We start from the raw sequence: 13,338 nt of genomic DNA, 5'->3' as shown, positions 1-13,338 counted from the left end.
CCCGCCGGGATGCGGATGAAGGTGTGCACCGCGTCCCACAGCGAATCGAACCAGGGCAGCTTGTCGGCGAAGAACTCGGCCAGCAGCATCACCCCGGACACCCCGAGCAGCAGCGGATGGGTCAGCACCTCCAGCCCGCCCGGCAACTGCACGCCGCCGAAGCGCCCCAAGGCACCGAGCACGAACACCAGCGCATACAGCCGCAGCCCGCTCGCCCAGCCCAGGCCCGCCGCCAGCGCGGCGAGCGAGGCCATGTCGAGCGGCACGCCGCTCCAGTCGAGCAGCGCGGTGAACTCGGTCGGCCAGCTACTGAAGGCGTAGGCGTCCATGGCGATGTCCCCGGTCCTGCAAACCGTTCAGTGCGCGCGGTCGATGCAGGTCGCGCACCGTGCGCGCCTCAGCCCTGCGCGATCCACACCGCGGGGCGCTTGTCGAGGAAGGCGGCCAGGCCCTCCTTCGCCTCGGGCGTCACGCGCAGGCTGGCGATGCGGCGCGCGGTGTCTTCCACCACCGCGTCGCTCACCGGCCGGTTGGCCACTGCGCGGATCAGGTCCTTGGCCGCGGCCTGCGACTTCGGGCCGCCCTGCAGCAAGGCCTCGACCACTTCGCTCACCTTGGCGTCCAGCTCCTCGGTGGCCACCGCTTCGTGCGCCAGCCCCAGCGTCGCCGCGCGCGTGGCATTGATGCGCTCCGCGGTCTGGAAGTAGCGATAGGCCTGGCGCTCGCCGATGGCACGGATCACGTAGGGGCTGATCGCCGAGGGGATGATCCCGAACTTGACCTCGGAGGTGGCGAACACTGCCTTGTCGCCGGCGATGCAGATGTCGCAGGCGCTCGCCAGCCCCATGCCGCCGCCCAGCGCCGCGCCGTGCACGCGCGCGATGGTGGGCTTCTTCATCTCGGCCAGGGTGCGCAGCATGCCGGCGAGCTTCATCGCATCAGCGAAGTTCTCCGCCTCGCTCGCCTCGCCGGCGGCCTTCATCCAGTTGAGGTCGGCGCCGGCCGAGAAGCTTTTTCCCCGCCCCGCGAGCACCACCGCGCGCACCGCGTCGTCGGCATCGAGTTCGATGCAGGCCGTGGTGAGGTCGGCGATCAGTTGCGCGTTGAAGGCGTTATGCACGTCCGGGCGGTTCATCCAGATCGTCGCCACGCCGGCTTCGCGGGCGATTTCCAGGGTCTCGTAGCTCATGTCTTCGCCTCCCCTTACATGCGGAACACGCCGAACTTCGTCTGCGGGATCGGCGCGTTGAGCGTGGCCGACAGCGACAGGCCGAGCACGCGGCGCGACTGCGCAGGGTCGATCACGCCGTCGTCCCACAGGCGAGCGGTGGCGTAGTAGGGGTGGCCCTGGAGCTCGTACTGCTCGCGGATCGGGGCCTTGAAGGCCTCCTCGTCCTCCTTGCTCCAGGTGCCGCCCTTGGCCTCGATGCCGTCGCGGCGCACCGTGGAGAGCACGCTCGCGGCCTGCTCGCCGCCCATCACGCTGACGCGCGCGTTCGGCCACATCCACAGGAAGCGCGGCGAGTAGGCGCGGCCGCACATGCCGTAGTTGCCGGCGCCGAAGCTGCCGCCCATGATCATGGTGATCTTGGGCACCTGCACCGTGGCCACCGCAGTGACCATCTTGGCGCCGTCCTTGGCGATGCCGCCGTTCTCGTACTTGCGCCCGACCATGAAGCCGGTGATGTTCTGCAGGAACAGCAGCGGGATGCCGCGCTGGCCGCACAGCTCGACGAAGTGCGCGCCCTTCTGCGCCGACTCGCCGAACAGGATGCCGTTGTTGGCGACGATGCCCACCGGGTAGCCGTAGAGGCGGGCGAAGCCGGTGACCAGGGTGGTGCCGTAGCGCGGCTTGAACTCGTCGAATCGGGAGCCGTCGACCACGCGCGCGATGACCTCGCGCACGTCGTAGGGCTTGCGCGGGTCGGCGGGGATGATGCCGTAGATCTCCTCGGGGTCGTAGGCGGGCTCCTCGCTGTCGGCGAGCGCCAGCTCGACCTCCTTGCGCTGGTTGAGGTTGGAGACGATGCGGCGCGCGATGTGGAGCGCGTGGCTGTCGTTCTCGGCGAGGTAGTCGGCCACGCCCGAGATGCGCGTATGCACGTCGCCGCCGCCGAGGTCCTCGGCGCTCACCACCTCGCCGGTCGCCGCCTTCACGAGCGGCGGGCCGCCGAGGAAGATCGTGCCCTGATTCTTGACGATGACCGCCTCGTCCGACATCGCCGGCACGTAGGCCCCACCGGCGGTGCACGAGCCCATCACCACCGCGATCTGCGGGATGCCCTGGGCCGACATGTTGGCCTGGTTGAAGAAGATGCGGCCGAAGTGATCGCGGTCGGGGAAGACCTCGTCCTGCGTCGGCAGGTTGGCGCCGCCCGAGTCGACCAGGTAGATGCAGGGCAGGCGGTTGGCCTGGGCGATCTCCTGCGCGCGCAGGTGCTTCTTCACCGTCATCGGGAAGTAGCTGCCGCCCTTCACGGTGGCGTCGTTGGCCACGATCATGCACTCGAGGCCCTGCACGCGGCCGATGCCGGCGATCACGCCGGCGCTGGGCGCGTCGTTGTCGTACATGCCGTAGGCCGCCATCTGGCCGATCTCGAGGAAGGCCGTGCCGGGGTCGAGCAAGTGGCCGACGCGGTCGCGCGGGAGCAGCTTGCCGCGCGCGGTGTGCTTGGCGCGCGCGGCCTCGCCGCCGCCGAGGCTGACCTCGGCGGCCTTGGCGCGCAGGTCACCGACCAAGCCGCGCATGGCGGCGGCGTTGGACTGGAAGTCGGCGCTTCGGGTATTGATGCCGGATTTGATCACGCTCATGGGGGTGGCTCCGCTCAACGGGTTTCGGAGAACAGCTCGCGGCCGATCAGCATGCGGCGGATCTCGCTGGTGCCGGCGCCGATCTCGTAGAGCTTGGCATCGCGCCAGAGGCGTCCCACCGAATATTCGTTGGTGTAGCCCACGCCGCCCAGGGTCTGGATCGCCTCGCCGGCCATCCAGGTGGCCTTCTCCGCGGTGTACAGGATCACGCCGGCGGCGTCCTTGCGCAGGCTGCGCGCGTGGTCGCTGCGGTCACAGGCCTGGCCCACGGCGTAGGCGTAGGCGCGGCAGGCGCTCCAGGTGGAGTACAGGTCGGCGACCTTGCCCTGCATGAGCTGGAACTCGCCGATCGGGGTGTCGAACTGCTTGCGCTCGTGCAGGTAGGGCACGACCGCATCCATGCACGCCGCCATGATGCCGAGCGGGCCGCCCGACAGCACCGCGCGCTCGTAGTCCAGGCCGCTCATCAGCACCTGCACGCCACGGCCGATGTTGGCCTCGCCACCGAGCACGTTCTCCACCGGCACCTCGACGTCGTCGAAGAACAGCGGGAAGGTGTTGGAGCCGCGCATGCCGAGCTTGTCGAGGTGGGTGCCGTGGGAAAAGCCCTTCATCCCCTTCTCGATGATGAAGGCGGTGATGCCCTTCGGCCCGGCGGCGACGTCGGTCTTGGCATAGACCACCAGCGTGTCGGCGTCGCCGCCGTTGGTGATCCACATCTTGCTGCCGTTGAGGACGAAATGATCACCCTTGCGGTCGGCACGCAGCTTCATCGACACCACGTCGGAGCCGGCGTTGGGCTCGGACATCGCCAGCGCGCCGACATGCTCGCCCGAGATCAGCTTGGGCAGGTACTTCTGCTTCTGCGCCTCGGTGCCGTTGCGGCGGATCTGGTTGATGCACAGGTTGGAGTGCGCACCGTACGACAGGCCCACAGAGGCCGAGGCGCGCGAGATCTCTTCCATGGCCACGATGTGGGCGAGGTAGCCCATGTCGGTGCCGCCGTACTCCTCGCTCACCGTCATGCCGTGCACGCCGAGGTCGCCGAGCTTCTTCCACAGGTCGGCGGGGAACTCGTTCACGCGGTCGATCTCGGCCGCGCGCGGGGCGATCTCCGCGGCGCAGAACGCCTGCAGGGTGTCGCGCAGGGCGTCGATGGTCTCGCCGAGGTTGAAGTTCAGGCTGGGCACGTTCATGGGGTGTCTCCTTCTCGAGGTTGTCCTGGCGCAGCGGGCAGAGCGTGGCAGACCCACGCGGAAAATCCATTATGGACGTCGCCTGCCCGCGGATGGAGCGAGATTAGTCGTCCTGCGTGCCCGACGAGTGCCATCGAGGTTGCAATTCGTGCCACGCGGACTAGCATTCCGGCACATGAAGATCCTCGCCCCTTCGCCTGCCGAGCTCACCCGCGGCCGCGCCGCCACGCCGATCGCCTTCATCCGCGCGATCGCTGCCGGGTATCGGCTGCGGGGCATGGATCCGGCCAGCGCGCTGGCGCAGGCGCAGATCCCGCCGGCGCTGCTGGACGACCCCGACGCTCGCGTCACCGCCGCGCAGATGGAGCTGATGTCGGGGGTGGCAATGCAGGAGCTCGACGACGAGGCCCTGGGCTGGTTCTCGCGCCGCCTGCCCTGGGGCAGCTACGGCATGCTGTGCCGCGCCTCGCTCGGCTCGCCGACGCTGGAGGTGGCGCTCAAGCGCTGGTGCCGCCACCACCGCCTGCTCACCGAAGACATCGTCTTCGCGCTCGCGCAGCGCGGCGGCACGGCCACGATCCACGTGACGGAGCACGCCGCGCTCGGCGAGCTGCGCGAGTTCTGTCTCGTCAGCACCCTGCGCTACCTGCTCGGCTACGCCTGCTGGGTGGTGGATTCGCGCATCGCACTCATCGAGGCCGCCTTCCCCTTCCCCGCGCCGGCCCACGCCGACGCCTACGCCTACCTCTTCGCCGGCCCGGCGCGCTTCTCCGCGGAATCCGCCAGCATCGCCTTCGACGCGCGCTACCTCGCGCTGCCGGTGCGGCGCGACGAGAAGGCCCTGCAGACCATGCTGCAGCGCGCGCTGCCGCTCACCGTGCTGCAGTACCGCCGCGACCGCCTGCTGGTGCACAGCGTCACCCAGTTGCTCGCCGCCAACCCGGGCGCCGCCCACACCGCCGAGGACGTCGCCGCCCACCTCAACCTCTCGGTGCGCACCCTGCACCGGCAACTCAAGGAAGAGGGCGTATCGCTGCAGCGGCTCAAGAACGAGGCACGGCGCGAACACGCGATCCGGCTGCTGCTGCAGTCCGGCAAGCCGGTCAAGCAGATCGCCGCCGCGGTCGGCTTCGACAGCGAGAAGAGTTTTGCGCGCGCGTTTCGGGAGTGGACCGGCGTGGCGCCGAGCGGATTCAGGACGAAGGGCGAGGGGCTCTGAGCTGCACGCCGAGGGCGCCCGCGAAGGCGTCCCAGGCCATCGTCCCAGGATTGCGCGGACGACCGGGCGCCGCCCCCGCTCAGCGCAGCAGCGCCTGCAGCGCGTCGATCAGCACCCGGGCGTTGTGATCGCCGCGGTAGAGCGGCGTCACCCTGGCGTCGCAGTCGAGCAACCCGAACACCGCGGTCTGCGCGCTGCGCACCGAATATTCGACGGTGAACACGCAGTCGTGCGGCAGCTCGACGAACTGGCCGAGGAAGGCGAAGTTCCGTGCCCCCTCGGGGATGACCTCGGGGCGGTCACCCTGGCTGCGCGGCATGAACTGGCTGTCGATGTAGGGCATCAGGCAGGGTGTGCAGCGGATCTCTGCCATGAGCGGCGCCATCTGCTCGACGATGCCAAGGTGCGAGAAGAGCTCGTGAAGGATCTCCCGACCACCGCACTCCAGCATCGGCTAGCCGACGAAATTGCCCGACTGCGCCGGCAGCAGGCCGTCTCCCCAGAACACGAACCGATCGGCCGGCTGGTTGCGGAAATGCGGCTGGTGGGCGAGCACCACCGACATGAGCCAGTTCGAGTCCGTCATCGTGACCAGCCCGCCGGTCCCCGCCTCGTTGCCGGTGAAGCGCTCCATGTGATCGAAGAAGGCCGGCGTCTTCAGCGTGGCGGTGAAGGACATCCACTGTGAGCGATCGATCCGGCCGTTGAAGACCTCGGGTCGACCGCAGAACGGATACCGGGACGCCAGCCTTTCCCACAGCGCCCACAAGCCGGTGTCCTCCTTCGGCCTGAGCGCGGCGGGCGCGGTCATGGAGCCAAGCGACGAACGCTCGACCATCGAGCCGAGGGTGATGAAAAGGCAGTCGTCGGCCTCCAGGGCGCAGTGCTGCAGCTGCCCATCGGCGAGGTAGTGAAGGGCCGTGGCGCGTTTCTCCGCACCGCAGACCTCGATGTCGATATCGGTGACCGGAGTGCCCAGGCGGAAGTCCACGCCTTGCGCCCGCAGCCAGGTCTCGATGGGCAGCACCACCGAGTCGTACTGGTTGTACACCGTGCGCACGATCCCCTTCAGCTGGTGGAAACCGGGCAGCAGGTGCATGAAGCGGATCGCATAGCGGCGCATTTCGGCGAGGCTGCTCCAGCGCTGAAAGGCGAAGGTGGTCGCCCACAGATGCCAGAACACGGTATCGAAGAACGCCGCCTCGAACCATTCGTCGATCTGCTTGCCGTCGAGCGCCGCTTCCGGCGTGACGTTGAGGCGCAGCAGGTCGAGGATGTCCCGCTTGGCGAGGCCGTACGAGGCCACGTCGACCTTCCTGCCCGCCCGCAGCAGCCGGGCGTGGGAGTGGCTGGCCACGCGCGCGTTGAAGGCAAAGACCTCCTCGGTGACGGAGACGCCCGGGTCGTCCAGCGTCGGGATCCCGGAGAGCAGATCCCAGGTGCAGGCGAAGTGCTCCTCGTGCATGCGCCCGCCACGAATCCGGTATCCAGCGCCCGGCGTCCCCGCACCATCGAGCGCCCCGCCCGCGACCGGGGCCTGGTCGAAGATCGTGATCTGGTTGCCGGCAAAGCCTGCGCTGCGGATCAGATAGACCCCCACCGCCAGTCCGGCGATGCCGCCGCCGACGATGCAGGCCCTGCGCGCGCTGCGATCAACTGCGGTCCGAGGCTGTGACACGGCGCTCTCCCTGTGTCCGATGTTTAGATGTTGTGCGCATCCGTGCAGAACGTCACCCGCCGCATCTCGGGGTGGTCGATGTTGGTGTCGATGCTGACGAACGCCTGCCAGTTCGCGTTGTTGATCCTCGGCGCCTGGTAGCGGAGCACTGGCCCGGGCGTCTCGGGTGGTTCGCGCGCCTTCCATCAAGGGCTAGAGCAGGTTGCTCGGGTTGCTGCACAACGACCGCGACGCCGGCGGCGCAGGTGCCCGCCCGGTGAGGTCGATCGTCGCCGCGTAGTAGGAATTGGAGTTCGCAAAGGGCGCGATGCGCTGGGCAAGCTCCAGCCGGAAGGGCGCCCGTCCCGGCGCACTGCCCGAGAACACGCGCTGCCACTCACCGGCACCGAATTCCTCGCAGGCGATCTCGGTGAGCGCGACGCCGCGCACCCGCATCGCGCCGACGAGGTCATAGGGTGGCTCGGTGCCGACCTCCATCCAGTTCACGGCCAGCGTCTTCGCGGCAGGCGAGCCGGTCACCGAGACCTCGAGCTTACCCAGGCGGCCACTCGCCGACAGCTCGCGCGAGCGGGGCTTCGCCGCCCAGCGCACGCTGGCCAGGCGCTGGCGCAGGCTCGCCAGCAGCACCGCCTCGCCTGCCGAAGCGGGCAGGGCGGCCAGCAGCGCATCGGTCGCTGCCGCGCTCTCGGTGACCTTGCCCCAGTCCGCAACACACTGATCGTCGGCCCAGCGCGCGGCGTCGGCACTGCGCGACACGTAGGTCTGGCGACATTCGGCCAGAAAACGCGGACGCGCCTCGGGCGGTACCGCCAGGGGCGCGGGCGTCGAACCGGTCGCGACTGCGGCCGCTGACGTGACCGGCGTTGCTGCCTTCGCGGCGGGCGCCGCATCCGGCTGCGTCCTCGGGTCGCTCACTGCAACCGCCTCCCCAAAACCATGCCCGTTCCAGCCCAGTTGGGCCGCGCACTGGGTACGGGCGTTGCTGCCCGCTCCGCAGGCCGTCCCCTGGCGCGCGATCTGCACCTTGGCCGGTTTGCCGGCAAGCACCCGGTAACCGATCAGTTGATCGGAGTAGACGCGGCGTGCCGCATTGCGCGCATCGACCACGAAGATATCCACACGGCCCACGCCGCCCTGGCGGAACAGGCCGGGCCGGCCGACACAGTTGTAATCGCCCTCCGAAAGCAGGTAGTCGAGCCGGCCATCGCCCGTGAAATCCTGCGCGACGACGAAACGCCCCTCGCCCGCGCGTCCGCCGGCGGCGACGCAGCGCTGGTCGAGATCGTTCATGTGATCGAGCAGCACGCTCGGGATGGGCGGGCGTGCCTGCGCAAGGGCGACCGCGGACAGGCAGAGCCCGAGGGCAAGCGGCAAGAAGGTTCGAAGCATGGCAGCGACCTCCGGGATGGCTTCTGCAGCCTAGACCCAAGGACCGGTGATCGGCAAGGCGGCGGGCGGTCCACCCGGCGAGCCAGCCGGGCGGCCGGCATCGCATCCTGTTACCACCGCCGGGCGCAGCCCGCACGGCCCGCCCGCTAGAATCGGGCCCATCGCAGCCCCATCGCAGCCCCATCCCAGCTCCACGTCAGCCCCACTCCAGCGGTCTTTCGCCGACCTTGACAGAGAGGCCCACCCCGACAGGACAGGACCATGCCCAAGACGCTTCCCCTCGCCAGCCTGCTGCTGTGCGGCGCGCTGTTCGCCACCCCCGCCCTCGCCGACGAGATCGACTGCAACGGCCGCATGGGCCGCGCCGCGATCGACGGCGACCTGCGCGTACCCGCGGGCAAGCGCTGCACGCTCGACGGCACTCGCATCGACGGCAACATAAAGGTCGGCCGCGGCGCCACGCTGCAGGCACGCGGCGTGCGCGTCGAAGGCAACATCCAGGCCGAGGGCGCGCGCGAGGTCGCGGTGGCCAATTCGCGGATCGGCGGCAACATCCAGCTCGAACAGGGCAGCGCCGTGAGGGTCGATGCGGTCGAGGTGGACGGCAACATCGAGGTGCTCGCGAACCGCGGCGCGATCCGGGTCAGCCGCAACCGGGTCGACGGCAACCTGCAGTGCAAGCAGAACCGCAACTGGCCGAGCGGCAGTGGCAACCGGGTGCGGGGGAACAAGGAGGATCAGTGCGCGCGGCTGTAGGCGCAGCCCGCGGGCAAGCATCGCGAGGCGAGGCACGCGAGGCTTGCCTCCCGGTTCACCGAGGGTGACACTTCAGCGCCCAAGCCGAGCACTCGAGCGGCGCTTGCCACAGCCGCTCGTCCTGCGCCCGATCGCGCGAGGCGCAGCGCCCCCGCAGTGCCCCCGCAGTACCCCTCCTCCATCCCGCCGAGACACCGCAATGGACCTCCCCGCCCACCAGCTCACCATGACCGTCCTGATGACGCCCGACACCGCGAACTTCTCGGGCAAGGTTCACGGGGGCGCCATCCTCAAGCTGCTCGACCAGGTCGCCTATGCCTGCGCCAGCCGCTACGCCGGGCACTACGTGGTCACGCTCAGCGTCGACCAGGTGATGTTCCGCCAGCCCATCCAGGTCGGTGAACTGGTCACCTTCCTCGCATCGGTCAACCACACCGGCAACTCGTCGATGGAGGTCGGCATCAAGGTCGTCGCAGAGGAAATCCGCACCAAGGTCGTGCGTCACGTCAATAGCTGCTTCTTCACGATGATCGCGGTGGACGACGAAGGCCGACCGACCAAGGTGCCGGCGCTTTCGCCGCAGACGCCCGACGAACGCAGGCGCTTCGCCGCAGCGGAAGTGCGCCGGGCAATGCGGCGCGAAATGGAGCGCAAGTTCGCCGCGGTGCACGGTGGGGAGTAAACAAGCCCCAGAGGGGATCAGGGCACGGCAAACAGGCCGCTCGCGCACGAAGCGCGCCCCGGCTATGCTGAGCTGATCGGCCCTCGCCCCCAGTCCCTCACGATGACTCCGCCCTTCGTCGCCTTCCTGACCTGGCCGCAACGCTGGCTGCTGCTGGCCGTACTCGTCGTTCTTTCGGCAGTCTTGTTTTTCGGACACATCGCCAGGCTGGACGAGCTCATCCAGGCCAAGGGCGAGGGGGGCATCCTGGCGCTCCAGTTCGCCGGATCGGTGGCCAAAGCCACGGACTTGCTCGCCGCCTGGCGCGGCTTGGAAGAAGAGTTGCGTTCGCAAACCCGCTGGGACTTCCTCTTTCTGCTGGTCTACCCGACGGCCCTCTCGCTCGCCTGCGCGATGCTGGTCGAAGCACGAGGCAACCCTCTGCCGACGATCGGAGTGTTCATCGCCTGGTTCGCGCTCGCGGCGATGCCGCTCGACGCACTCGAAAACCTGGCCACGCTGCGCATGATCGACCACGGCGCCAGCGAATCCCTGGCGTCATGGCTCACCTTCTGCGCAACGATCAAGTTCGCTGCGGCATTCACCGCCGCGGGTTACCTGCTCGTGGCGGGAACCGCAACCCTCGTCCAGCGCTGAGACCCGTGCTATGCCTGCGGCGTGCTCACGGCCCCCGGGATCTTGCGGTCCCGCCCGGCGAGCATCCCCAGCCCCGCCATTCCCAGCGCCATCGCCAGGCACACCATCAGCGCCAGGTCCCAGTCCTGCGCGGCGTCGCGCAGCCCGCCGATCAGCGGCGGGCCGAACGCGGCGAGGAGGTAGCCGACGCACTGCGCCATGCCCGACAGGGCCGCGGCCTGGCGCGGCTCGTGGGTGCGCAGGCCCATGAACATCAGCGCCAGGATGATGCAGGCGCCCGCACCGAAGCCGAACAGCGACACCCACAGGCCCGCCAGCGCCGGCAGCGCCTGCAGCCCGAACAGCCCGGCGGCCACCAGCAGCGCCATTGCCGCCGCGATCCGCTTCTGGTCGGGCAGGCGTTGGATCAACGGTCCCAGCAGCAAGCCGGGTAGCGCAGAGGCAAGCTGCATCCAGCCGTGCAAGGTCCCCGCCTCGGCGGCCGAATAGCCGCGGCTGGCGAGGATGGCGGGCAGCCAGCCGATCATCACGTAATAGACAAAGGAGTTGAGCCCCATGAACAGCGTCACCTGCCAGGCCAGGGCATGCCGCCAGATCGGGCGCCCGGACGTGGGCGCGCTGCCCGTGGCGGCGAGGGCCGCATGGCCGCCGAGCTGGGGCCACCACAGCAGCAGGGCGGTCAGCGGCAGCACGATCATCGCGAGCAGCGCCCCCGACCAGCCGAGCCCGCCGGTGGTCGCGAGCGGAAACACCGTCGCCGACGCGAGCGCCGCGGCGATACCCATGCTCAGTGCGTAGGCACCGGTCACGCTGGCGATGCGGTGCGGGAAGTCGCGCTTCAACAGCGCCGGCAGCAGCACGTTACCCACCGCGATGCCGGCACCGATCACCGCCGTGCCGGCGAACAGGCTCCACGCCGGCCCCGCCGAGCGCAACGCGACGCCGCCGGCGATCAGCACCAGCGCGCCGAACAGCGCGCGCTCCAGCCCGACGTGGCGTGCCAAGCCGGGCGCGAGCGGCGACACCAGGGCGAAGGCGAGGAGCGGCAGCGTGGTGAGCAGGCCGGCATGCGCGGTGCCCAGCGCGAACGCATCCTGGATCATCGCCAACACCGGCGCGAGCCCGGTGACCGGCGCGCGCAGGTTGGCGGCGATCAGCAGGATGCCGATCAGCAGCAGCACCGGGCGGAGACTGCTGGATGCGCCGGGAAGCCGCGACGTGGGAGCACTCGCGGAGGAAGGGAGCGGGGCCGACGCAGAGGGGTTGGATGGGGGCGGTGAAGAAGACGGCCTCATGGGCGACCTCCGCGAGGATGAACGGGAAATGATCGCGGCTCCGGACCTGGCGGGCGCACCGACCTGGATGGATTGCAAGCGGATCTTCCAATCCGGTCGGCTTCATGCCGTGGACGCCTGCTGGCACAACTTCGACCCCGACCTCCACGCCAACCCGGGGTGAATCCCGCCTCCGCAGCGCTCATGCCGGTTCCGGCAGGCTGTGCCACCAGAGCTCGCAGCGCCGGCACAGATCGCCCTCGAACTCCGTCTTCAGCACCCCGTCGAGCACCATCCGCGGGAGCGGATCGCCCGGCTTGCGCGCGACCAGGTTGGTGCCGGTCGATTGCGCCCAGATGCGGAACAGTTCCTCCGAGGCCACCTGGTAGGTGACATGCCAGTGGGCGATACCGCCGGTGGGTGTGGTGGCGAGGATCTCGTAGCGCACCCGCACGTCCTCCTGCAACTTCACGCGCTGCCAGTAGGCGGCAAGCTCGGCGTGGCCGCGCTGCACCGCGAAGGGCGTGTTGTGGTATTCGCCGTCGGCCGCGAACAGGGCGCAGAACTGCAGCTCGTCGCGCTCCTCCCAAGCCTGCTTGTAGCCCTGCATGAATTGTTCGATATCCATCTTTTAGCCTCCTCCGTCTCTTGTTATCGTCCACCGCCAGCCACGGCAGTATAGGCGCGGCCGCGGGCCGGTCACGAAGGCGACACCGAGAAGGAGTGGGGGACATGCTGGGAAGCTGCGAACGGGAACGGGTGCACACGCGCCGCATCGTGTGCGAGGCCTATCGGCGCCGCGACGGACTATGGGAGATCGAGGCGACGGTGATCGACGAGAAGGGCGAAGACATGCCCTTCCGCTCACGCCCGCGGGTACGCCCCGGCGAAACGCTCCATCACATCGCGATCGTGGTGCTGATCGACGACGACGCGGTGATCCACGACGTCGCCACCCGCATGGGGACCGTGCCATGGGCCGACTGCCCGCAAAGCCAGGCGGCTTACCGCCGGCTCGTCGGACTGAAGGTGGGCAGCGGCTTCATGCGCGAGGCGCGCGAACGCGTGGGCGGCGAGGAGGGCTGCACGCACCTTACCGACCTGCTCGTGCAGATCGGCAACACCTACACCCAGGCGATCTGGCCCACGCTGATCACCCGCCAGTTCGCCGTCGAGCCGGACCCGCGCAAATGGACCGACACCCGCGCGGTAGCATTCGTCGGCGGTTGCGCCGCCTGGCGGCGCGACGGCGACACGCTGCGGCAGGAGTATCCGGAACTGGCGGCCCCATTCGGGGCGACGCGGAGCGGATGCTGAGGGGGACGCGGCGGCGCACACCGGGCGGCGCTCATACCTTCAGGTCTACGATCTGCCCGGGCTGGATGGAGAGCGTGGAGCGGTCTCCGGCGGCGGAGGTGTAAAGGCTCGCGGACAGGGAGAGGGCCGCTTGCGAGAGAACGCGGGCCGCAGGCGACCGGCCGGAACCCTGTGGCTTCGCATCCTGCAAGGGCTGCACCTCGGCTGCATCGCCCACGCGACCGACCGCGGCGGATACGGCCTGCGCCGCACGGTCCATGCCGCGCACCGCGGCGACCGCCTGCTTGCCGAGCTCCGCGCGCGCGTGCGCCTGCCCGGCCTGGGTCTGAAGCTGGTCGGCGCGGCGCTGCGCGGTGTCGGCCTCGTCGCGCGCGCTCGCC

Annotated in this window: 15 protein-coding genes and 1 pseudogene; 6 read left to right on the top strand and 10 right to left on the bottom strand. The window is 69.5% G+C overall.

Going from position 1 to position 13,338, the window contains the following annotated elements; all coding sequences use genetic code 11:
- The 4 genes from C667_RS13545 to C667_RS13530 form a co-directional block, all read right to left on the bottom strand.
- Positions 1 to 329, bottom strand: a 329-nt coding sequence (locus tag C667_RS13545; RefSeq protein ID WP_004365630.1) for a DUF4126 domain-containing protein, incomplete at its 3' end; no start/stop codon positions are given.
- A gap of 68 nt (positions 330 to 397) precedes the next feature.
- Entirely contained in the window at positions 398 to 1,189 is a 792-nt protein-coding gene (locus C667_RS13540) for an enoyl-CoA hydratase/isomerase family protein (protein WP_004365628.1), read from the bottom strand.
- Between the two features lie 14 nt (positions 1,190 to 1,203).
- Positions 1,204 to 2,811 carry a carboxyl transferase domain-containing protein gene (locus C667_RS13535; RefSeq protein WP_004365626.1) on the bottom strand — a complete coding sequence of 536 codons (1,608 nt, stop codon included), beginning with the start codon at positions 2,809 to 2,811 and terminating at the stop codon, positions 1,204 to 1,206.
- Positions 2,812 to 2,825: 14 nt separating this feature from the next.
- A complete protein-coding gene (locus C667_RS13530) occupies positions 2,826 to 4,007 on the bottom strand; it encodes an isovaleryl-CoA dehydrogenase (RefSeq protein ID WP_004365624.1) in 1,182 nt (393 codons plus the stop codon).
- A 175-nt stretch (positions 4,008 to 4,182) separates the two neighbouring features.
- Between C667_RS13530 and C667_RS13525 the strand changes: the two genes are divergently transcribed.
- A complete protein-coding gene (locus C667_RS13525; protein ID WP_004365622.1) occupies positions 4,183 to 5,226 on the top strand; it encodes an AraC family transcriptional regulator in 1,044 nt (347 codons plus the stop codon).
- A 79-nt stretch (positions 5,227 to 5,305) separates the two neighbouring features.
- On the opposite strand, the pseudogene C667_RS13520 reads toward C667_RS13525, so the two are convergent.
- The 3 genes and pseudogenes from C667_RS13520 to C667_RS13515 all read right to left on the bottom strand — a co-directional run bounded on the left by C667_RS13520 (position 5,306) and on the right by C667_RS13515 (position 8,293).
- Positions 5,306 to 6,904, bottom strand: a pseudogene (locus C667_RS13520) (oleate hydratase).
- Between the two features lie 23 nt (positions 6,905 to 6,927).
- Complete coding sequence (locus C667_RS25750; protein ID WP_004365620.1) at positions 6,928 to 7,053, bottom strand: DUF3334 family protein; 126 nt, start codon at positions 7,051 to 7,053, stop codon at positions 6,928 to 6,930.
- A 43-nt stretch (positions 7,054 to 7,096) separates the two neighbouring features.
- Entirely contained in the window at positions 7,097 to 8,293 is a 1,197-nt protein-coding gene (locus tag C667_RS13515; RefSeq protein WP_004365618.1) for a hypothetical protein, read from the bottom strand.
- A gap of 261 nt (positions 8,294 to 8,554) precedes the next feature.
- Between C667_RS13515 and C667_RS13510 the strand changes: the two genes are divergently transcribed.
- The 3 genes from C667_RS13510 to C667_RS13500 all read left to right on the top strand — a co-directional run bounded on the left by C667_RS13510 (position 8,555) and on the right by C667_RS13500 (position 10,367).
- Positions 8,555 to 9,049 carry a right-handed parallel beta-helix repeat-containing protein gene (locus C667_RS13510; RefSeq protein ID WP_004365616.1) on the top strand — a complete coding sequence of 165 codons (495 nt, stop codon included), beginning with the start codon at positions 8,555 to 8,557 and terminating at the stop codon, positions 9,047 to 9,049.
- A 199-nt stretch (positions 9,050 to 9,248) separates the two neighbouring features.
- On the top strand, positions 9,249 to 9,731 hold the full coding sequence (locus C667_RS13505; protein ID WP_004365614.1) for an acyl-CoA thioesterase: 483 nt from the start codon (positions 9,249 to 9,251) through the stop codon (positions 9,729 to 9,731).
- Positions 9,732 to 9,833: 102 nt separating this feature from the next.
- The gene (locus C667_RS13500) at positions 9,834 to 10,367 is read left to right on the top strand and encodes a hypothetical protein (RefSeq protein WP_004365611.1); all 534 of its coding nucleotides are present in this window, start codon (positions 9,834 to 9,836) and stop codon (positions 10,365 to 10,367) included.
- Between the two features lie 8 nt (positions 10,368 to 10,375).
- On the opposite strand, the gene C667_RS13495 is transcribed toward C667_RS13500, so the two are convergent.
- A complete protein-coding gene (locus C667_RS13495) occupies positions 10,376 to 11,548 on the bottom strand; it encodes an MFS transporter (protein ID WP_004365609.1) in 1,173 nt (390 codons plus the stop codon).
- Here C667_RS13495 and C667_RS26475 point away from each other — a divergent pair.
- On the top strand, positions 11,529 to 11,825 hold the full coding sequence (locus tag C667_RS26475; RefSeq protein ID WP_245538472.1) for a hypothetical protein: 297 nt from the start codon (positions 11,529 to 11,531) through the stop codon (positions 11,823 to 11,825). The genes C667_RS13495 and C667_RS26475 overlap by 20 nt on opposite strands.
- 18 nt (positions 11,826 to 11,843) lie before the next feature.
- Here C667_RS26475 and C667_RS13485 read toward each other — a convergent pair whose 3' ends face one another.
- A complete protein-coding gene (locus C667_RS13485) occupies positions 11,844 to 12,269 on the bottom strand; it encodes a nuclear transport factor 2 family protein (RefSeq protein ID WP_004365607.1) in 426 nt (141 codons plus the stop codon).
- Positions 12,270 to 12,373: 104 nt separating this feature from the next.
- On the opposite strand from C667_RS13485, the gene C667_RS13480 reads away from it, so the two are divergent.
- Positions 12,374 to 12,958: a DUF2889 domain-containing protein gene (locus C667_RS13480; RefSeq protein ID WP_004365605.1), complete on the top strand. Its 585-nt coding sequence runs from the start codon at positions 12,374 to 12,376 to the stop codon at positions 12,956 to 12,958.
- A gap of 31 nt (positions 12,959 to 12,989) precedes the next feature.
- Here the strand turns inward: C667_RS13480 and C667_RS13475 are convergent.
- On the bottom strand, positions 12,990 to 13,338 hold a 349-nt coding region (locus C667_RS13475; RefSeq protein WP_004365603.1), incomplete at its 5' end, for a hypothetical protein.

Source organism: Thauera phenylacetica B4P, from assembly GCF_000310225.1.
Classification (GTDB): domain Bacteria; phylum Pseudomonadota; class Gammaproteobacteria; order Burkholderiales; family Rhodocyclaceae; genus Thauera; species Thauera phenylacetica.
This window is presented reverse-complemented; position numbering and strand designations above follow the sequence as displayed.